Origin of the sequence: Nitrospina gracilis Nb-211 (assembly GCF_021845525.1) — a bacterium.
In the GTDB taxonomy this organism is placed as follows: Bacteria; Nitrospinota; Nitrospinia; order Nitrospinales; family Nitrospinaceae; genus Nitrospina; species Nitrospina gracilis_A.
On the sequence record NZ_JAKJKD010000001.1, the window covers coordinates 1,021,415 to 1,040,358 of the forward strand.

Below are 18,944 nucleotides of genomic sequence, written 5' to 3' on the forward strand. Positions count from 1 at the left end.
TGCGCGCAGGCGTTGGTTGACAAAATACCAAGGGGGTCTACAATTGAAACCAAGTCCAAACGATTTCAGCCGGTTTGGGCATGTCCGGTGAAAATCCGACCGGCCCCGGAAAATTGGAAGTAATATCGGGGTTCCAAAATCAACCTGAGATGCTTATACTGAAATGACGAGACCGTTCAACGATCAACCCGTTGAAGTGCTGATTGAAAAGAATCTGAGTGCCGACGGCGCCTCGCTCGACCTGCATGTAAAGTACATCGGGGACGAGGGAGTCAAATTGCTGGCTCAGGATGAGCGATTGAAAAACCTGCGGCAGTTGAACCTGGAGCGGAATGAGATCACCGCCGAAGGAATTCGCGCGCTGGCGGAGTCGCCCGTCCTCACGCAGTTGACCTGGCTTCACCTGGAGCGGAACGACCTGGACGATGCATCGGTTCAGCTTCTCGCCGGGTCGGCGAACTTTTCGCACCTGAAGCAGTTGAATTTGTGGAAGAACAAGGTGGGACCGGAAGGGGCCAAGGCCATCGCCGAATCCCTGTCTCTGTCGGGTCTGGAAGTGCTGGACCTGGCGCAGAACCGCATCGGCGATGAAGGCGCGCGTGCCCTGGCCGCATCGATGACGCTGACCGATCTCAAGTACCTGGATCTTTTCGGCAACGGTCTGACGGAAGAGGGTCAGGCCGCTATCAAACAATCGGAGACGTTCGCCAAAATCAAAGACCTGATCCTGGCTTGAAACTCTCCGCAGGAGGGGGACAAATGCATACCTGCCAAAGTGTGTCGGATCGCAGGCGGAGTTCTGGTTGGATGGGGGCGATTCTGCTGGGTGTTGTGATTTTGGGGGGCGCGGTTCTGGCGTCCGTCCCGGCGTTGGCGGCCAATGTTTATGAGGAAGTGGCGCAACGGGATGCGGACCGGGATACGGATACGGAAGTAACCGATGCGTCGAAAGAAGCGAAGGAAAAGCTGGACGGCGCGACCAGCGGCATTATGGGAATCTTTCAGGATATCAAAAACTTCTTCGTTGATACGTGGACGGGTTTTGATAACTGGATGAAAGCCTTGTTTGGATTCGAGCGCGGTGAAGGCTCGCAGGCCTTCTTCGGCACCGTCATCTATGCTTTCCTGTTGCTGGTCCTGCTCTTTGTCGGCAAGCTGGTGTACAACATCTTCGCCGGCCTGTTCAGATATCGGGGTGGCCGTTCACGGGAAGGTTAGCCGATTTTCCCTTTTGACGACGAACGGTTTTCATTGCGTCCTTTTCATCTCTCCGCCGGGCTCCAGCCGTTCTCGCTCAAACGCACCGTACGGTCCCCCAACCCTTCCAGGAACGCCCGCACCCGCGCCACGGCGCTTTCATATTCCTTTTGTGCAAACAGGGAATACCCCGGTCCCCGGTACCGCTGGGCGAATACGGACAGCCGTTGCGCCGTGCGCAGACGGAATTGCTGTTCGTAATACGCCGCTTCACGGGACGTCACGCCGGTGATAGGAGGCGCCTGCCCCACCCGCGCCAGCAGTAAATTCAAAAACGATTCGTCCGTCTCGCGTTTGAGCGGCGGCACCAGCACCGCGTCGGAATGTTCCAGCAGGCGGTTGTCATCGGTGACGACCGGCGCTTCCTTCCAGTACGTCTTCAATGCCTTACTTTCGGTGATGTAAAAATCCATGAAGTCGATGAAGCTGTAGAGACCGATGCCCTCCGCCAGCGGTTTCAGTCTGGGATTTTGCGTGACCGCGTCAAAGTGCTGTTTGTCGAGCCGTACCGGTTGGTCGGAGCCGACCAGCAGGACGATACGTGTCAGAAAGCTGTTCCACACCGAGACGTGCGGGAACTCGGCGCGGAACGTGGTCAAAATGGCGCGGGCGTCCTCGGGCGTCACCAGGTGCAGGGGAAGCCATTGCATCATGAGGCCGCCGGGTTTCAACCGGGCGCGCGTCTCGGCGTAAAATTCCCGCGAGTACAGGTTGTTCACCCCCGCCTGCACCGGCGACATGGGCTCGAGGGTGATCACGTCGTAGCGTTGACCGGTCCAGCGGATGAAGCGGCGTGCATCCTGGATGTGAAAATCGACGTTGGGTTTGTCCAGCACGCCGTGGTTCCAGCGTTCGAACCAGTGCGCCATGCCGAGCACGTTGTCGTCGATTTCCACCCCGTCCACGTTCACATCCGGGAACTCGGCCACCGTGCCCAGCGTACTGCCGGTGCCGAAGCACATAACCAGCGCGTCTTTCGGGGCGGGATGCAACAGCATCGGCACCAGGCCCATCGCCTGCATGTAGGCACTGCCGCCGAGAGAGTCGGACGCCGTGGCGGTGCTGAACCCATCGACGTACAGTGTCCGTCCGCCGTTTCGCGCGTCCTCCACCACGCTCAACGTGGAGAAGTCGCCTTCCTTGTAATCGAGCAGGTTCAACCTTTCGGGCGGAGTGTCGATCTCAATCCGCGCCAGGTTGCCTTCACCCGGTGTGTGGGTGGCGGCGGAGGGTGGTGACGCGGCCCAAACGACGCCCATCAGCAATGCGGCGGTAGCGTAACCCGCCAGAAAACGCCGCGGTGCCTTGCCACGGCGCCACGCCCACGCCGTGACGGCGAGTAAGAGCAGACCGCCGAACAGCACGAACAGGGAGCCGCGGATGCCGAACAGCGCCACGAACAGAAACGGCGTCAGCACCGTGCCGGCAATCGCGCCGACGGTGTTCACCGCATAGCTGTTGCCCAGCGTGCGCTCCACGGTGCCGAACAGGTGGAAGTGAATGTGCCCGGCCAGCGGAAAGATCATGCCGAAGCCGAGGGTCGGCAGGATCATCAGTGCGAAGGCCATGAGGGAACGCATCCACAGCGTGCGGGCAGCGGTGGCGTTCACATCGTAAAACAGCTTATCCAGTTCCTGCGTCCATACGGTGATGGAACCCAGCGCCGGGATGGCCAAAAGGCCCAGTACGGCGACGGCGGTCTCCACCGCGATGAATTTCGCCACCCAGTTTCCGGGGCCGAGGATTTTCTCCGCCACCAGGCTGCCCAGGCCAATGCCGAACAGAAACGTCGCCAGGATGATGGCGAAGGAGTACAGCGAGTGGCCCAGCGGAAATACCAGCACGCGTGTCCATAGAATTTCACTCGACAACGCCACCATGCCGGAAAAGAAAAACAGAAACAGCAGGAGCCACGCCAGTTTGCGATCGGGGGTCGATTCGTCTTTGGCGGGTTTGGATTGGGTGCGGGACGGTGCCGGTGCGTCTTTCGCAGGCATTGCCTCAGCCCGCCACAGCCAGCACACCGCGCATACCAATAGATTCAGCGCTACTGCCGAGTACAGCGTGCCCTCGATGCCCAGAAAGCGCGTGCCGCCGAACTGCGTGTACAGCACGCCGCCCATCGCGCCCAGCGTGTTGACGCCGTAAAGCACCGAGAGGTCGGTGAAGATGCGGTCCTGCCGGTCGCCAATGCGCCAGCGGCCGATCACCGGCAGGGTCGCGCCCATCATGAACGTCGCCGGGAGCATCAGCAGGGCGCACAGCACGAACTCCCAGAAATGAAGAAGCGTGTCCGAGCCGAACGACAAGGTCAACAACAGCGGGTAGCCCGCTTCGACGAGGTGTAATAGAAACGGAAACGCCAGCGCGTAGAGGCCGATGATGCCTTCCAGCACGCCATAGAGGCGCACCAGCCCGTCAGGGTGTTCGGTGAAGCGTGTGAGGATGCGGGCGCCGCCCCACGCCCCCAGCGCCAGCCCGGCCATGAAGGCGCACAGCACGGCACTGATGGCATACAACGTGCCGCCAATGACCAGCGTGATCTGCTTGATCCAGAGCAGTTCGTAGGTCAGGCTGGTCCAGCCGGACAGGAACAGACAGCCGTACAGGACCGCGCCCCGGGATCGAATGGGATTCCAATGCATTGAAAGGATTGTCCAAAAATTGGCCGTGATTTTCACACAATCGGGGAGGGGAGTCAACGCCGCGGCTCTCACCCGGTGTCGGCGCGGCGGTTATCGGGCGCGTCGTTCCCGGGCTTTACCCTTGCCACGGAGAACCCGGTCTGGTAAAAACGAACGTCCCTCCTATGGACCGGAACCCCAGCGTGCCCCGGCCTCCTTTGGCGGCTTCTTGCCTGTCTTGTCACGGAGTGATACCCTCTTCTGTATTCATACACCGTTACCACCGGGTGGCGGAAGCCAATCGGTTTAATTTTTGTCAAACTTGTAAGGAATTGATACGCATGTGGGTTTCGTTTTTTAGAAAGTGGACCGCGCTCGCGGTTATGGTGTGGATTTGTGCGGCCCTGCCGGTGGCGGCGGAGCCGGAATATTTTGAAGGCGATGTCACCGGTGACATGAACCTGCCGGACGTGGTGGCGCGTATCAATGGTGTGGACCTGGAGTCCAAGTACATCCGGTTCGAACTCAACCGCCTGCTGAAGGACCGAGGGGAACCCATACCGCTGGGTCAGCGCCAGCGCATGGCGCTCGATATTCTTGATCGTGAGATCAACCGCGAGTTGATCTACAAGGAAGGCGGAAAATCCGGGTACGCCATCGATCCGGAACAGGTGCGGGAGCAGTTCAACAAGCTCAAGGAAAATTACGAATCGGAAGCGGCGTTCCAGGCGGCGCTCAAGCAACGGGACCTGACCGAGGCGGACATCAAAAAATCGATCGAAGTGGACCTCACCGCCAACAGCCTTCTGCGTGACCAGGTGAAAGGCAAGATCGTCATCACCGATCAGCAGGTGGAGCATTTTTACGAACAGAAGAAAAACGCGTTCCAGCGGCCGGAGGCCTACCGCGCCCAGCACATTTTTGTGCCGCTCATTCCGGTGGACGTGATTGAGCAAACCCCGATAGAGCAGTTGAAATTGGACAAGGAAAAATACATCGCCCAGGCTCGCGAAAAGATCGAAGCGGTTTACGAGAAGGTGAAGGCGGGCGCGGATTTTGCGGAACTCGCGCGGACGTATTCGGAAGACGTGGGCAGTGCCGAAAAGGGCGGTGATCTGGATTTCATATACAAAGGCGTGTTCGATCCGGAAATCGATGAGGCCATCTCCAAGCTGGAGATGGGCGAGGTGAGCGGCATCGTGCGCAGCAAGTATGGGTTTCACATCCTGAAACTCAATGAAACCAAGCCCGCGGAAGACGTGCCGCTGGAGGAGGTCAAGGAATCCATCCAGAGTTACCTGTTCACCACCGAGGCGGAAAAGGTGATTGCGCGCTACATCGACAGCCTGCGCAAAAAGGCGGACATCGAGATTTTTTATCAGCCCGCGGGGTGAGGAAAAGCCCTTCGACGGGTCGGAATCCCTGTGCTAGAATGTGGCCTTCTTACAAGCAGGATCTGAACCGGCGCGGGATGTGTCTGCTGACGTCCCGCTGTCTTCATAACGACCACACAAACATTTCAAACTATTTGGAATATTCAAGGAGTAACATCATGGCCACCTACACCAAGCCGGAAGACGTTCAATCCACCGTGGAGGACGACCCGCAGGCGCGCCAGGCGCTGGAAGAGGTGTTTTCGAACACCGCCCGCTGGGACGCGGGATTCAAAGGCTTCACCGCGGATGTGACTGTCAACATCAACGGCAAGGAAGAGCAGGGCACCGTCACCGTGAAAGGCCCGAAGGCAATCGAACTCAGCCTGCAGGACGAGAGCATGAAGGAATTCGCCTCGGAAAACCTGGCGTCCATCGCCATGCACCGCGGTCCGCGCTCGTTCGAGGAGTCGGACGGCAAGTACAAGCTGACGTTCGGCGATGACGGCACGCATCCGCTGGGACGCGCCGTGGTCATGGGCGGCGACGGCATGAGCTCGTTCTACCGCATCAAGGAAGGCCGCATCCGGCAGATCAACCGCAAGACGCCGCACGTTGCGTTTTCGATCAACATCGAAGACAGCGTGAAAAATGCGGAAGGCAAATTCCTGACGCGCAATTACACGGTGTACTACTTCAATCCGAAAGACAACTCAATCAAGAACGTCGAGAGCTACACCGACGACTACACCCGCGTCGGCAACTACGACCTGCCGCAACAGCGCCGGGTGATCGACGTGCAGAACAGCGAAGTCGTGGTCAGCACCATGACGCTGGCAAACCACAAAGCGCTGTAACCGGCTTCTCGCAGAAACACAAAAACCCGGCGGGGATTTCCCCGCCGGGTTTTTTTATGGTTTGTGATGACATTGGGACTCAGGTCTTCGCCGCCAGCACCGCGTCTTCGCACTGCCTGCCCGTGGATACGGTGACACCGTCCCCGAGAATCGAGCGTGTCACCTGCGCTCCCGCTTCCAGCGTGACGCCTTGCCAGCAGACGGTGTTGTCCACGGTCACGTTCTCCCCGATCACACAGCCGTCGCCCAGCACGGTGTATGGACCCAGCCGGGCGCTTTCTGCGATGGTGCAGTCGTTGCCGATGTGCACCGGCGGGATGATGGTGGCCCTGCCTGGGTCGGCGGACGCTTCCGGCAGTTGCCAGCGCACCGTGCCGTCCAGAAGGTCGCGGTGGACGCGGTGGTAACTTGCGGGCTGGCCGATGTCGATCCAGTATCCCTCGTGAATGTAACCGTACACCGGCAGGCCGTCTTCGATCATCTGCGGAAACACGTCGGTGGTGGTTCCGGAGAACACGCCCTCGGCCATGTAGTCGAAGACCCGCGGGTCCATGATCTGGATGCCGGTGAAGGTGTGGCGGTGCTCGGTGTCCGGCGCGTTTTTCGACGGCACGCCCGGCATGTGCACGATGCGTCCGCTGGCGTCGATCTCAATGGGATCGCACGCCTCCGGCGAATCCCCTTCCTTGAGCACCAGCGTCAGCACCGATTTCTTTTCTTCATGGAACGCCTGCACGCGTTTGAAGTCGATGTCGGCGAACACGTCGGAGTTCATCACCAGAAACGGAGCGCCGTCCAGAAACTTCTGCGCTTTCTTGATGCCGCCCGCGGTGCCGAGGATGGCCTCTTCCTTCGACCAGTTGACATGCACGCCGAATCCGCCACCCTCGCGGAAGTAGGCGATCACTTTGTCCGGCAGGTGGTGCAGGTTGATGGTGAGGTCATGGATGCCCTGACCGCGCAGGAGTTCGATGGAGTGTTCCAGCATGGGGCGGTTCATCACCGGCACCATGGGTTTCGGGGTGTGGAAGGTGAGCGGTCTCAGCCGCGTGCCGAAGCCCGCCGCCAGGATCATCGCCTTCATGATTGCCCGGCCAGCGCCTTCAGCGATTCGGTGTACGGGGGGCGCGCGATGCCGCGCTCGGTGATGATGGCGGTGACGAACTCGTTGGGCGTCACGTCGAACGCCGGGTGCGAGGCGTCCACGCCTTCCGGCGCGATGCGTTGCTTGTTCAGCGTCACCACTTCCTCCGCGCTGCGTTCCTCGATGGGGATGGCGTCGCCGGATGCCAGTGTGAGGTCGAGCGTCGAGACGGGCGCGGCGACGTAGAACGGGATGCCGTGCTGGCGCGCCATCACCGCCACCATGTAGGTGCCGATCTTGTTGGCGACGTCGCCGTTCGCGGCAATGCGGTCGGCGCCGACCACCACCACGTCGATTTCCTTCTTTTTCATGAAATGGCCGCACATGTTGTCGGTGATGAGTTTGACCGGGATGTTGTCCTCTTTCAGTTCCCACGCCGTCAGCCGCGCGCCCTGCAGGAATGGCCGCGTTTCGTTGGCGAGCACGCGCACGTTCTTGCCTGCGTTCACCGCCGCACGCACCACGCCGAGCGCGGTGCCGAATCCCGCCGTGGCCAGCGCACCCGCGTTGCAATGGGTGAGGATGGTGCTGTTGTCCTCGATGAGCGACTGGCCGAATCCGCCCATCTTTTCGTTGGTGGCGATGTCTTCGTGGTAGATCGCCATCGCTTCCTGCTTGAGGCGTTGCTTGAGTTCGGAAACGGGCAGGTGACTGTGTGCTTTCGTCACCGTCAGCATGCGGTCGATGGCCCACTTCAGGTTCACCGCCGTCGGCCGCGCCTGGCCCAGCCGGTCGCATTTTTGTTCCAGTTGCGCCAGAAACGCGCCGTAGTCTGCGGCGTCGATGGCGTTCGCGCCGAGGCTGATGCCCATGGCGGCGGCGACACCGATGGCGGGCGCACCGCGGATGATCATGCCGCGGATGGCCTCGCCGACGTCTTCAATTGTTTTGCAGTCCACAAAAGTGGTTTCAGCAGGCAGGCGGGTCTGGTCGATCATCCTCACCACGCCGTCGAGATATTCGATTGTTTTGACCATGTTGAAAAACCGGTATGGGTGAATGAAATCAGGTCAGGTGCGGTTCCAGTTTTTCCCGGAACCGGGCTTCGTCCATGCCGTCCACCTGGATGACCTTGTTGCGGGAAGTCGTGCCGCTGACGATGGACAGTTTCGACGGGGCGACGCCCAGCGTTTTGCCGAGCAGTTTCAGGCAGGCTTTGTTGGCCGCGCCCTCCACCGGTGGCGACGTGAGTTTGATCTTCAACGCGCCGTCGTGCACGCCCGCGATTTCGTTGCGCGACGCCCGGGGTTGAATCGTAACAGAAAACGTGAGGCCGTGGTCATTCTTTTTAACGGGAAGGGACATGATGAGACACCGTGGTGGGCGGGTGCGACCTACGGCAAGCGGATGCGGCCCACTGCGGTCATTGCAATTGCAGGGCCAGCATGCGGAGCGACGTCACCAGGAATTCCTGCAGGAACACGATGCCGAGCAGAATGATGATCGGCGAAAAGTCGATGCCCATGCCGCCGCCCATGCCGATCCAGTTGCGCACGCGGTTCATCAAGGGATCGGTCATCGCGTGCAGGAACTGCACGATGGGGTTGTAGGGATCGGGATTCACCCACGACAACAGGGCGCGGATGATGACGATCCACATATACAGGTTGAGCGCGATACCCAACACGGTGGCGGTGGCATTGATGAATTCGGCTAGGATAAACACAGGCGGATGTGGTGGTTCCCTTTCGCCGGCAGGCGGTAAACGGGTGCAGAGAATTCCAGTTTTGATTTCATTGTCAACCTGCCTTAACGTATCCGAAAACCCCTGGCATGTCAACACGGCCCGCGGTCCGGCACTTTTCTCTTTTCAGGCAATTCCGAAAACGTTTATAGTGGATTCGCCAACCGCAAGACGCGAAATGATTGGGATGGAACCTCATGGATAAAAGCAAACGCGCCCGCGTGAAAGAACTGCTGACAAAGGGCGAGCCGCGCGACGACGTCATCGTCGAAGGCTGGGTGAAGACCCGCCGGGACTCCAAGGGCGGCTTCTCGTTTCTGGAAATCAACGACGGCTCCTGCCAGAAAAACATTCAAGCCATAGTCGATCACTCCCTCGACGCTTATAAGGATAACGAAAAGAAACTCCATACCGGAAGTTGTGTCGGTGTTCGCGGCAAGCTGGTGGCCTCGCAGGGCAAGGGGCAGTCGGTGGAAATCCAGGCGGGCGAGCTGTGGGTGTACGGCGGCGCCGATCCGGAAACCTATCCGCTTCAGAAAAAATACCATTCGCTGGAGTTTTTGCGCGAGATCTCCCACCTGCGTCCGCGCACCAATACCATCGGCGCGGTCATGCGCGTAAGAAACCGCCTCGCGTACTCCATCCACCGCTTCTTCCAAGACCGCGGCTTTGTTTACCTGCATACGCCGATCATCACCACCAGCGACTGCGAAGGCGCGGGCGAGATGTTCCAGGTGACGACGCTCGACCTCAACCAGGTGCCGAAAGACAACGGGCAGGTGAACTACGGCGAGGATTTTTTCGGGCGCAAGGCGAACCTCACCGTGAGCGGTCAGTTGGAAGGCGAGATCTATGCGATGGCGCTGTCGCTCATTTACACCTTCGGCCCCACGTTCCGTGCGGAAAATTCCAACACCAGCCGGCACCTCGCCGAGTTCTGGATGGTGGAGCCGGAGATGGCGTTCTATGACCTCGACGACGACATGGACCTCGCGGAAGAGTTCATCCAGTACCTGTTCAAGGACGTGCTGGAGACCTGCGCCGAGGACCTGGAGTTTTTCAACAACCGCATCGACAAGCACCTGATTGAAACGCTGACGCACGTTGCCGAAAATCAGTTCGAACGCATCCCGTATTCCGACGCCATCCACCTGCTGGAGAAGAGCAGTGAAAAGTTCACCTACTCGGTGGAGTGGGGTTGCAACCTGCAGGCCGAGCATGAACGGTACCTGGCCGAAAAGCATTTCAAGAAGCCGGTGATCATTTACAACTATCCGGAATCGATCAAGCCGTTTTACATGAAGCTCAACGACGACCGCGAGACGGTGCGCGCGATGGATGTGCTTTTGCCCAGGCTGGGCGAGATCATCGGCGGCAGTCAGCGCGAGGACGATCTGGATACGTTGCAACGGCGCATCCAGGAGAAGGGACTCGACCCCGAGGAGTACTGGTGGTACCTGGACCTGCGCCGCTTCGGCAGTGCGCCGCACAGCGGCTTCGGACTTGGGTTCGAACGGCTGGTGCAGTTCGTCAGCGGCGTCGAGAATATCCGCGACGTCATTCCTTTCCCCCGCACCCCCAAGCACGCGGGCTTTTAACGCAACGTATTCCTCACTCGCGTTCCAGCAGGACCGCCGCTTCCACGTGTTGCGTCTGCGGGAACATGTCGATCACCTTGATGGCGCGCACCGCATAGCCCGGCATGAGCGAAAGGTCGCGCGCCAACGTGGCCGGATTGCATGAGACGTAGATGATGCGGTCCGGTTTCATCTCCAGAATTCCCGCGACCACTTCCGGTGAACAGCCCTTGCGCGGCGGATCGATCACCACGGTCTTCACCGCCGCCAGTTCTTCTTTAAGCTGGAACGCCCGTTCCAGAGGCAGGTTCCAAAACCGGCAGGTGGTGATCCCGTTCAGCCGCGCGCTTTGCTCCGCGTCCTCGATGTTCGAGGCGGCGGAATCGATGCCCACCACCTCGCATCCCGCTTTCGCCAGCCACAGGCTGATGCCGCCGTTGCCGCAGTAGGCGTCCAGAACCGCACCGGCCGTTCCCTCCACCCAGCTCTGCACGATGCCGTAGAGTTTGACCGACTGGTACGGGTTGACCTGAAAGAACGACGGCAGGGACAGGTGAAATTCCAACTCCCCCAGCTTCTCGCGGAAAAAATCCTGTCCCCACAACGTGATGTTTTCCGGGCCGAGGATGATGTTGGTCTTCGCGTGGTTGATGTTGTGCACGATGCCCTGAATCCCGAACCGTTTCAGCGTGCCTTCGTCGGTGAGGTTAGATAGAAACTTCTTGGAAAACTCTCCGGGCGTGGTGACCAGCCCCACCAGCGCCTCGCCCGTTGCCGCCGAATGCCGCACCACCAGCCCGCGCAGAAATCCGGTGTGACGCTGTTCCTTGTAAATCGACAGGCTGTGACTTTCGATCAACTCCCGCAACCATTCCTTGATATGCGTGATCGGTTCCATCAGCGTGTGGCATTCGACGTGATCGACCACGTGATGCGTGCCCTGCCTGTAGAAACCGATGGACGCATTCCGGCCGCGTCTGTCGATGGCGTAGTTGGCCTTGTTGCGGTAGTAGAGCGGCATATCGGCGGGAACGGGATCGATCTCCACTGCGATGTTCAACCCGCCGATGTGCGCCAATGCGTCCTGCACCTGCTGAACCTTGAATGCCATCTGCCGGGCGTAATCCCAGTCCTGAATTTTGCACCCGCCGCATTCGGGAAACACCGCGCACGGCGCGTCCACGCGGTCGGGCGTCGAGTGCAGGCGTGCGACAACGCGGGTGACGCCGAATCGTTTTGTGGTTTTGGTGACGTGCGCTTTCACCCGGTCTCCGGGCAGGGAGTGCGGTACGAACAGCGTGTAGCCGTGGTGGTGGCTGACGCCGTCGCCGCTCGATGCCAGCGATTCGACTTCCAGTTCGACCTCGTCACCGACACGAACGGGGATTTCCAATTTCTGTTTGGCCAAGATGAGCTCCTGTGAGGAAAGTCAGAGATCATACTACCGCAAAGGCCGCCGCGTCAAAAATGGATTCAATCGGCAAAGCGAAGGGAGTACAATCGGGCGCATGGAACATCACCTGTGCATCATTGGCGCCATCCGGGAAGAGATTGCGGGCATCAAGGGCCGCATGCGCATCGACAAATCGGTCAAGCTGAACGGCGCATCCGCGTTTGTCGGCACCTGGGAAGGTTTCCGTCTTGTGCTGGTGCGCTCCGGCGTGGGACGCACGCGTGCCGTCAATGCACTGAAGCAGGTGTGCGAGAACTTTCCGCTCGCGCAGGCGATCTCCATAGGCTTTGCCGGGGGGCTCGACCCCGCGCTTCAGGTCGGCGACCTCCTGGTCGCCGATACCATCACGATGGTCCGCGACGGTGCGGCGGTGACCACCGAATCGATGGCCATCCCCACTGCATTGGTCAACCAGGCGATGGTGGTGGCCTGCCCGGAAGGTGCGACCGCGTACCAGGGCACGCTGGTGACGGTGGACGACGTCGTCAGTCACCCGGACGACAAAAAAAAGCTGGGACAGGCCTGCGACGCATTGGGGGTGGATATGGAAACGTTTGAGCTGGCGAAGGAAGCCGAACGGCGCGAGGTCCAGTTTCTGTCCGTGCGCGCCATCACCGACACGGTGGAGCAGGCGCTGATGAATTGCTCGCACCTGGTCGATGCCGACGGCAACGTCTCGACCCTGAAAGCCGGGTGGCACGTGCTGACGCATCCCGGCGATCTCACCGGCATGATCGAACTCGGCCGTCACGCGCGTCTTGCCACCGCCAACCTGACGTCTTATTTGAAAGAATACCTGCACTGCCTGAAATGATATTTCCGAAGGAGCGAACGCGTATGTTGCGATGGATGCCAGTTGTGTTGCTGACCGCCATGCTGATGCTTCCCGCCGCCGCCGAGGCGCGCGAGTGGCGTCAGCCCTGGCAGATCCTGATCGATTCCGTCACCTACCTGCGCGGTTTGCCGGAGGTGGCGTGGATTCGGGCCGAGGGGCATCATGTGATGATCGGCTGGATCGATCCGCCGCGCCGCTTCCGCACCCTCAACCTCACCGCCGCGAGGTACGCCAGCCGCGCCCTGCCGAAAGAGGAAGTGCACATCGTCAGCCTGCGCGCCGGGCAGACGGAATGGCATCCGGGCGGTGACGAACCCTCCCTCTGCGCCACCTCCGCGCGCAAGGGCGAAATCATCGAGACCAATTGTTAGGGGTCCATAAAAATAAAATTTTTTCTATTCTAGTAGTTAGGGATTTTTAAAATTAAACAGAATTCCCTGCTTTATTGGCGGTATTACGGGATCATTGGGGGGACTCTTTAAGTTATAACTTTCTAATATGTCTTTTAAAACTTTAGTAGGTATCTTGACGTCTTTTGAAAACCTCTTGATTTGGACCGGGTTTCCGAAAAGCATTTCCGCCATTTGGGCAATAGATCTTGGCTTCTCAATGGGGACACCAAAAGCGGGCTCTTTTTGCTTCCATTTTTTAATGCTTATTTGCTGATTTAGGTATTTGTATTGGCGGTTGGAAATAATATCTAAGTCATACGACCTTCTAATTAGAGCTTGCAAAGAAAGGCCCCATTTGTTTTTTAAGGGAATAAGGTTTTTTAAAGTAATGGGAGGAATCAATTCTGACCTTGCGCTCTTTTCAGGAAATAAAAATTCCCCAGCGAATTGATCGGCCTCTTTTTCTAACGTTTTAATATCCCTATTTAATTCGGGTAAATGCATTACTAAGTGGCCAAGTTCGTGGGCAAGGCTAAACTTCAATCTGTCACCCGATTCCGTTTTTGAAAAAACAATTGCGGGACGTTTTCCTTTGTTCATTATCCATGTGGAGAAAGCATCAAACTTTTGAAATGCTTTTGGAAGCGCCAATACTACGACTCCCGCACATTCCAATGAGAAAATTAGTTTCTTTATCGGGGTTTCAGGGCCTAAGCCCAGACTTGAACGTGTTAGTTGCGCGGAAAGTTTAGGATCCTCGCTAATCTGGGGTAATGTCAACGGTATAGGGGATGTCAATTCCTCCAAGAATTGATGGAGCTCGAATAACAATTTTGCTTGTTGGACGATTTGGTTTTTTTGCTTTAATGATATTTTTCTTGATCTAAATAAAAGGGAACCTAACGGTAAGTCAACGTAAGTTGGTTTCCTAAAGAACTCAATTGATAGCCCGCTAGCAAATACAATTTTATTTAAAAGGTTGTTATCAACATCAAGCAACCCATTTTCCAATTTTGCTACATGGGGCTGGGAGAGGCCTATTTTCCCCCCAAATTCTTTTTGAGTTAAGCCGTTTAATTCTCTAGCTTGTCTTATTCTTTCCCCAATTATCATTTTTAATTTTTCTTTGGTTAAGGTTGGGGGCTATTGGTAAATCCTCAGGTACATCCTCTTCGAGGATGTATTTGAATTGTGACTCCAGGTTGGTAAGTGAATCCGGGAATGGTTGATGCCAGTGACACTTTACAGAATCTTTTAGGGCTCCTCCCTCCCTCGGACAGGCAAGAGACAATTCGTTTATGTTTAAATCACTATCTGCTACCCAGATGACCAGAAGGTTTAATGGTAAATCCCTGTTTTCTGGTATGACCTCAAATTCAAAGTGTGCTTGTTCATAAAACTTTTGTCTTTTTCTTGAATGCCCTGCTACCGGAACATTGCCATTGCAGGACTTCAGGATTCGAATATGGTAGTTTTCACTGCGTAAAATTAATCCCACATTTGGGGAATTTTTCAATTCAAGATCGGAATCGAATTCAGCCGAATAGCCGCATTTGTTGATGAAAAATTTTGCCCAGTACCGAGTTAGCATTGCTCCAGTATAGGGATCAATTTTTTCATCAGGGTTTTCCACATAGAAGTAACTTTTTGCTTTTTCCGTGGCAAATTGAAGTGCCTCATGAATCAATTTTAAGGTAGGGGTGAGGTCTTGGATTACATGGTCAGAAGAAGGGATATTTAGCGGCATAGGTTTTTCTCCAAAATGTTAGCGTTTTGGTCATGTTAATAATCATCTCGGCCTCCTCCTTGTGGATGGATGTGTACTATCTAATGAATAATATTCTCACAAAAGTACAATTCGGTCAAGGGGGAATTTTTATACTGCTTATTCATGCAATGGGAGAGTCATAACCCCTTTATTTAAAAGGGAGTAAACACCTGGTGGTACTGACTGCCGCCGCCGCCGGGGTTGGGTCCGCCGGTGATGAGGTGGATGGAGCCGTTCACCAGCGCCGAACCGAGGCCGTGGCAGGGGTTGGGCATGGGTTTGTAGGTCTGCCAGGTGTTGGTGGCGGGATCGTAGGCCTCGTTTTTATCGAAGGTGCCCTCGGTCGCTTCCCCGCCGAACACGAAAATCTTTCCATTCACGGCTTGCGAGGTGATGCCGCTCCGCTTGGTCGGGAGCGGCGCGAGCGTCTGCCATTGGCCTGTGGCCGGATCGTAGGCTTCATTGAGATCGAGATTGTTGCCGAAATCGACGTCGATGCGTCCGCCCAGCGCGTAGAGTTTTCCGCCCAGCACTGAGACGGTCAAATGGTCGCGCGGCGTCGGGATGTCGGCCGCTTCCGTCCATGTGTCGGTGGCCGGATCGTACACTTCGTGCGCGCCGGTGTTTTTGAGGCGGAGGAATTTTTTAAGCGCACCGCCCACCGCATGGATCTTGCCGTCGATCACTCCTGCCGCCAGCGCGCCGCGTTCCGTGGGCATCGGTGCTTTTTCCGTCCACGCATTCGACTGCGGATCGTAGGCGTACACCGTGTTCACCGGCGACCACATGCCCGTGGCGAATCCGCCAATCACATAGATCTTGCCGTTTACCGCCACCACCGCGACATGATGCAGGGCGCGGGGCAGGGGCGCGGCTTCCGACCATTCCCCGCTGGCGGGATCGTACACCTCGACCTTCTCGGCGATGCCGTCCGGCGTGAAGCCGCCGATCACGTAAATTTTTTCATTGAGGTTGACGACGCCGACTTCCGTGCGCGGCGTGGGGGTGGGAGCGAGGACTTTCCAGCTTCCCTCCTGCGCAAACGAAGTGGAAGGGCTCGAGATAAAAAGCAGAGCGCATCCCAGAAAAGGCAGAAGCCATTTGAATTTCATCCCGCACCTCCGAAGAAGAAAGGGAATGAGGCGGCGAATTCAGGACAGCCGCAGGGCGTCGAGTTGCTTGATCTGGTCGAGGAGCGCTGGAAGCGTGTCCAGCCTCAGCATGTTGGGTCCGTCCGACGGCGCGCTGTCGGGATCCGGGTGCACTTCCATGAACAGCATGTCGCACCCGACAGCGACGGCGCCGCGCGTCAGGTGTGGCACCAGGTCGCGCTGGCCGCCGGAACTCGTGCCCTGACCGCCGGGCAACTGCAAGCTGTGCGTGCAGTCGAAACACACCGGATACCCCAGTTCGCGCATCAGCACGAGAGAGCGCATATCGACCACGAGGTTGTTGTAGCCGAACATGAAGCCGCGCTCGGTGAGCACGATGTTTTCGTTGCCGGTTTCCTTGACTTTATCGATGACGTTTTTCATGTCCCACGGCGCGAGAAACTGGCCTTTCTTCACGTTGATCGGCTTGCCGGTTTTCGCCGTCTTCACCACCAGGTCCGTCTGCCGGCACAGGAACGCCGGAATCTGCAACATGTCCAGCACCTCGGCGGCGGGATCGACCTCCTCCTCCTTGTGCACGTCGGAGAGCACCGGCAGTCCGAGTTCCGCCTTCACTTTGTTCAGGATACGCAGACCTTCGTCGAGGCCCGGTCCGCGGAACGATTTGAACGACGACCGGTTCGCCTTGTCGTACGACGATTTATAAATGAACGGAATGCCAGCCTTGGAGAACACCTCCTGCAACTGTCCGGCGGTTTCCATGGCGTGCTTTTCGGATTCGATGACGCACGGTCCCGCGATGACTGCCAGCGGATGACCGTTGCCGACGGTGATGGGGCCGATGTGCACTTCCTGCGTTTTCAAACTGGATTCCATAATTCAAAAATTCTATTGCAAGGTTGTGAGTGGTTTCGTTGCCAATTCAGGGCAGGGGCAGGGGGTGCGGCGTTTCCGGGCGTGACTGCAACCCGTCGGGCGCGAGGTAGCCATAGGCGATCTCGCGCACTTTTTCGTTGTTGGCCGCGATGAAAATGTTTTCGAACCCCATCTCCCGGTACGGTTCCAGTTCCACCTTTTCGTCCGTGTGCTGGACCATCAGGATGAAATGGAGGCTCCGGTCTTTCTTCTTCACCCGCTCCAGCGCTTTCAGGTCCGTCTGCCCCTTGCGCAGGACGTAAATCAGCAGGTCGCACTGGATCGGTGTGCGTTTGCCGAACGCATTGGCGAGACTGACGAAACTCATCACCGTGAAGCTCTCCTGCTTGAGAAACTTGGCCAGCTGGATGCGCTCGTACTTGACCGGATCGACAATGAAAATGGTTTTGTAGTCCATGAGTAATACCCGTGTTTCCAATCGGTTCAGTGTAACACCAAAAAACCGGACCGTTGAACCAAATTTCCCAGTCCCTCGTTTGGCCTGTTTGGACGCGGCTTTTCGGTTTGACTTTGCCGGAGCGGTTTGAAAAAATATTTGGAATCAATCCTTTATCCCGTGCTCCCTATGTACTGGAAACGATGGATGGCGGTGTTCGGATGTGGCCTCCTGCTGGCGGCGGGCGGGGCGTTTGCCGGGGACACCGATAACCAGAAAGTGCCGCCTTCGGCCTCCACCCAGGACGCCTCCCACGGCCGGGTCGTGGTCATCAACATTGCAGGAGCCATCAACCCCGTTTCCGCCGATTACACCAGCAAGCACATCCAGGCCGCCAACGACGAGGGCGCGGTTCTTGTGGTCCTGCAGATGGACACGCCGGGCGGACTCGATACCTCCATGCGGCAGATCATCAAGGCCATTCAGGCGTCCGACGTGCCGGTGGTGACCTACGTCGCGCCCAGCGGATCGCGCGCCGCCTCGGCGGGCACGTTCATCACCATCGCCTCGCACGTCGCCGCCATGGCGCCGGGCACCAACATCGGCGCGGCGCATCCGGTCAACATGATGGGCGGCGGCCAGGACAAAGACAAGCAGGACAAGCCCTCGCCGATGGAAGAAAAGGTGGTCAACGACGCCTCGGCATATATCCGCTCGCTGGCGGAAAAACGCGGCCGCAACGCCTATTGGGCGGAGAAGGCCGTCCGGCAGAGCCAGTCCGTCTCCGCCGAGGAGGCGAAGAAGCTGGGCGTGATCGATCTCGTTGCGGGGAGCCTCGATGCCCTGCTCCTTGCCATCGACGGGCGCGAAGTGAAACTCGACAACGGGCGCACGGTGACGCTCGATACGAAAAACAAACCCATCGTGCATCGCGAGATGACACCGCGCGAGCAGATCCTCGACGTCATCTCCAATCCCAACGTCGCCTACATTCTGATGATGATCGGCATGGTGGGGCTGTACTTTGAGTTGTCGAACCCCGGCCTCATCCTGCCCGGCATCCTGGGCGGCATCAGCATGATCCTCGCCCTCTACGCCATGCAGACCCTGCCCATCAACTACGCGGGATTGCTTTTGATCCTGCTCGGTGGCATTTTGTTCGTCGTCGAACTCAACGTGCCGACGTTCGGCCTGTTGACCGCGGGCGGCACGGTGTCGCTGTTACTGGGATCGATCATGCTGATCGACAGCGACGACCCGGCAATGCAGATATCGCAGACGGTCCTGATCCCGACGTTCGTTGTCTCGGTTCTGGTGACAGCGGGTGCGGTGTGGCTGGCCACGCGCTCCGCCGGGCTGAAGGCGGTGAGCGGGCACGAAGGGCTCATTGGCGAGCACGGCATGGCGTATTCGAAGCTCAACCCCAAGGGCAAGGTCATGGTGCACGGCGAAATCTGGCAGGCGGTGTGCGACGGCACCATCAACAAGGGCGAGGCGGTGGTGGTGGAGGCGCTCGACGGCCTCACCGTGCGGGTCAAAAAATCCGGTTGATGCGT

The 18,944-nt window shown here is 57.9% G+C and carries 19 protein-coding genes; 8 read left to right on the plus strand and 11 right to left on the minus strand.

The window, feature by feature from the left end; genetic code table 11:
- Nucleotides 1-163: 163 nt before the first annotated feature.
- A complete protein-coding gene (locus J2S31_RS04785; RefSeq protein WP_237097925.1) occupies nt 164-736 on the plus strand; it encodes a hypothetical protein in 573 nt (190 codons plus the stop codon).
- A gap of 71 nt (nt 737-807) precedes the next feature.
- A complete protein-coding gene (locus tag J2S31_RS04790) occupies nt 808-1,218 on the plus strand; it encodes a hypothetical protein (protein WP_237097926.1) in 411 nt (136 codons plus the stop codon).
- A 44-nt stretch (nt 1,219-1,262) separates the two neighbouring features.
- On the opposite strand, the gene J2S31_RS04795 is transcribed toward J2S31_RS04790, so the two are convergent.
- Complete coding sequence (locus J2S31_RS04795; RefSeq protein ID WP_237097927.1) at nt 1,263-3,902, minus strand: fused MFS/spermidine synthase; 2,640 nt, start codon at nt 3,900-3,902, stop codon at nt 1,263-1,265.
- Between the two features lie 320 nt (nt 3,903-4,222).
- Between J2S31_RS04795 and J2S31_RS04800 the strand changes: the two genes are divergently transcribed.
- Both J2S31_RS04800 and J2S31_RS04805 read left to right on the plus strand, forming a co-directional pair.
- Nucleotides 4,223-5,275 carry a peptidylprolyl isomerase gene (locus tag J2S31_RS04800; protein ID WP_237097928.1) on the plus strand — a complete coding sequence of 351 codons (1,053 nt, stop codon included), beginning with the start codon at nt 4,223-4,225 and terminating at the stop codon, nt 5,273-5,275.
- Between the two features lie 158 nt (nt 5,276-5,433).
- Nucleotides 5,434-6,111, plus strand: a complete 678-nt coding sequence (locus J2S31_RS04805) for a DUF3386 family protein (RefSeq protein WP_237097929.1) — start codon at nt 5,434-5,436, stop codon at nt 6,109-6,111.
- 79 nt (nt 6,112-6,190) lie between these two features.
- Here J2S31_RS04805 and J2S31_RS04810 read toward each other — a convergent pair whose 3' ends face one another.
- The 4 genes from J2S31_RS04810 to J2S31_RS04825 are packed head-to-tail and all read right to left on the minus strand — an operon-like array spanning nt 6,191 to nt 8,921.
- Nucleotides 6,191-7,195 carry a sugar phosphate nucleotidyltransferase gene (locus J2S31_RS04810; protein WP_237097930.1) on the minus strand — a complete coding sequence of 335 codons (1,005 nt, stop codon included), beginning with the start codon at nt 7,193-7,195 and terminating at the stop codon, nt 6,191-6,193.
- The gene (gene mtnA / locus J2S31_RS04815) at nt 7,192-8,232 is read right to left on the minus strand and encodes an S-methyl-5-thioribose-1-phosphate isomerase (protein WP_237097931.1); all 1,041 of its coding nucleotides are present in this window, start codon (nt 8,230-8,232) and stop codon (nt 7,192-7,194) included. The genes J2S31_RS04810 and mtnA overlap by 4 nt, the downstream gene beginning before the upstream one ends.
- Nucleotides 8,233-8,260: 28 nt before the next feature.
- Nucleotides 8,261-8,560: a DUF167 domain-containing protein gene (locus J2S31_RS04820; protein WP_237097932.1), complete on the minus strand. Its 300-nt coding sequence runs from the start codon at nt 8,558-8,560 to the stop codon at nt 8,261-8,263.
- Between the two features lie 58 nt (nt 8,561-8,618).
- Nucleotides 8,619-8,921 (minus strand): YggT family protein, encoded by a 303-nt coding sequence (locus tag J2S31_RS04825; RefSeq protein WP_237097933.1) that lies wholly within the window; start codon nt 8,919-8,921, stop codon nt 8,619-8,621.
- Between the two features lie 215 nt (nt 8,922-9,136).
- On the opposite strand from J2S31_RS04825, the gene asnS reads away from it, so the two are divergent.
- A complete protein-coding gene (gene asnS / locus J2S31_RS04830; protein WP_237097934.1) occupies nt 9,137-10,537 on the plus strand; it encodes an asparagine--tRNA ligase in 1,401 nt (466 codons plus the stop codon).
- 13 nt (nt 10,538-10,550) lie between these two features.
- Here the strand turns inward: asnS and rlmD are convergent, their stop codons facing one another.
- Complete coding sequence (gene rlmD / locus J2S31_RS04835) at nt 10,551-11,924, minus strand: 23S rRNA (uracil(1939)-C(5))-methyltransferase RlmD (protein WP_237097935.1); 1,374 nt, start codon at nt 11,922-11,924, stop codon at nt 10,551-10,553.
- 100 nt (nt 11,925-12,024) lie between these two features.
- Between rlmD and J2S31_RS04840 the strand changes: the two genes are divergently transcribed.
- Both J2S31_RS04840 and J2S31_RS04845 read left to right on the plus strand, forming a co-directional pair.
- Nucleotides 12,025-12,783, plus strand: a complete 759-nt coding sequence (locus tag J2S31_RS04840) for a phosphorylase family protein (RefSeq protein WP_237097936.1) — start codon at nt 12,025-12,027, stop codon at nt 12,781-12,783.
- Nucleotides 12,784-12,806: 23 nt separating this feature from the next.
- On the plus strand, nt 12,807-13,175 hold the full coding sequence (locus J2S31_RS04845) for a hypothetical protein (RefSeq protein ID WP_237097937.1): 369 nt from the start codon (nt 12,807-12,809) through the stop codon (nt 13,173-13,175).
- A gap of 36 nt (nt 13,176-13,211) precedes the next feature.
- On the opposite strand, the gene J2S31_RS04850 is transcribed toward J2S31_RS04845, so the two are convergent.
- The 5 genes from J2S31_RS04850 to J2S31_RS04870 all read right to left on the minus strand — a co-directional run bounded on the left by J2S31_RS04850 (nt 13,212) and on the right by J2S31_RS04870 (nt 17,409).
- Complete coding sequence (locus J2S31_RS04850) at nt 13,212-14,309, minus strand: helix-turn-helix domain-containing protein (protein ID WP_237097938.1); 1,098 nt, start codon at nt 14,307-14,309, stop codon at nt 13,212-13,214.
- Nucleotides 14,278-14,943 carry a hypothetical protein gene (locus J2S31_RS04855; RefSeq protein ID WP_237097939.1) on the minus strand — a complete coding sequence of 222 codons (666 nt, stop codon included), beginning with the start codon at nt 14,941-14,943 and terminating at the stop codon, nt 14,278-14,280. Before J2S31_RS04855 ends, J2S31_RS04850 begins: the two co-directional genes overlap by 32 nt.
- Nucleotides 14,944-15,116: 173 nt before the next feature.
- Nucleotides 15,117-16,076 (minus strand): Kelch repeat-containing protein, encoded by a 960-nt coding sequence (locus J2S31_RS04860; RefSeq protein ID WP_237097940.1) that lies wholly within the window; start codon nt 16,074-16,076, stop codon nt 15,117-15,119.
- A gap of 39 nt (nt 16,077-16,115) precedes the next feature.
- On the minus strand, nt 16,116-16,952 hold the full coding sequence (kdsA, locus tag J2S31_RS04865) for a 3-deoxy-8-phosphooctulonate synthase (protein WP_237097941.1): 837 nt from the start codon (nt 16,950-16,952) through the stop codon (nt 16,116-16,118).
- Between the two features lie 46 nt (nt 16,953-16,998).
- Nucleotides 16,999-17,409, minus strand: coding sequence for a hypothetical protein (locus J2S31_RS04870; RefSeq protein WP_237097942.1), 411 nt, complete (start codon nt 17,407-17,409; stop codon nt 16,999-17,001).
- A gap of 168 nt (nt 17,410-17,577) precedes the next feature.
- Between J2S31_RS04870 and J2S31_RS04875 the strand changes: the two genes are divergently transcribed.
- Nucleotides 17,578-18,939: an NfeD family protein gene (locus J2S31_RS04875; RefSeq protein WP_237097943.1), complete on the plus strand. Its 1,362-nt coding sequence runs from the start codon at nt 17,578-17,580 to the stop codon at nt 18,937-18,939.
- Nucleotides 18,940-18,944: the final 5 nt, after the last annotated feature.

Coding starts and splice junctions, on each gene's coding strand:
- J2S31_RS04875 (WP_237097943.1), top strand. CDS start 17,578: ATGTACTGGAAACGATGGATGGCGGTGTTCGGATGTGGCCTCCTGCTG.
- J2S31_RS04795 (WP_237097927.1), bottom strand. CDS start 3,902: ATGCATTGGAATCCCATTCGATCCCGGGGCGCGGTCCTGTACGGCTGT.
- J2S31_RS04870 (WP_237097942.1), bottom strand. CDS start 17,409: ATGGACTACAAAACCATTTTCATTGTCGATCCGGTCAAGTACGAGCGC.
- J2S31_RS04820 (WP_237097932.1), bottom strand. CDS start 8,560: ATGTCCCTTCCCGTTAAAAAGAATGACCACGGCCTCACGTTTTCTGTT.
- J2S31_RS04790 (WP_237097926.1), top strand. CDS start 808: ATGGGGGCGATTCTGCTGGGTGTTGTGATTTTGGGGGGCGCGGTTCTG.
- J2S31_RS04805 (WP_237097929.1), top strand. CDS start 5,434: ATGGCCACCTACACCAAGCCGGAAGACGTTCAATCCACCGTGGAGGAC.
- J2S31_RS04800 (WP_237097928.1), top strand. CDS start 4,223: ATGTGGGTTTCGTTTTTTAGAAAGTGGACCGCGCTCGCGGTTATGGTG.
- J2S31_RS04850 (WP_237097938.1), bottom strand. CDS start 14,309: ATGATAATTGGGGAAAGAATAAGACAAGCTAGAGAATTAAACGGCTTA.
- J2S31_RS04785 (WP_237097925.1), top strand. CDS start 164: ATGACGAGACCGTTCAACGATCAACCCGTTGAAGTGCTGATTGAAAAG.
- asnS (WP_237097934.1), top strand. CDS start 9,137: ATGGATAAAAGCAAACGCGCCCGCGTGAAAGAACTGCTGACAAAGGGC.
- kdsA (WP_237097941.1), bottom strand. CDS start 16,952: ATGGAATCCAGTTTGAAAACGCAGGAAGTGCACATCGGCCCCATCACC.
- J2S31_RS04860 (WP_237097940.1), bottom strand. CDS start 16,076: ATGAAATTCAAATGGCTTCTGCCTTTTCTGGGATGCGCTCTGCTTTTT.
- J2S31_RS04840 (WP_237097936.1), top strand. CDS start 12,025: ATGGAACATCACCTGTGCATCATTGGCGCCATCCGGGAAGAGATTGCG.
- mtnA (WP_237097931.1), bottom strand. CDS start 8,232: ATGGTCAAAACAATCGAATATCTCGACGGCGTGGTGAGGATGATCGAC.
- J2S31_RS04810 (WP_237097930.1), bottom strand. CDS start 7,195: ATGAAGGCGATGATCCTGGCGGCGGGCTTCGGCACGCGGCTGAGACCG.
- J2S31_RS04855 (WP_237097939.1), bottom strand. CDS start 14,943: ATGCCGCTAAATATCCCTTCTTCTGACCATGTAATCCAAGACCTCACC.
- J2S31_RS04845 (WP_237097937.1), top strand. CDS start 12,807: ATGTTGCGATGGATGCCAGTTGTGTTGCTGACCGCCATGCTGATGCTT.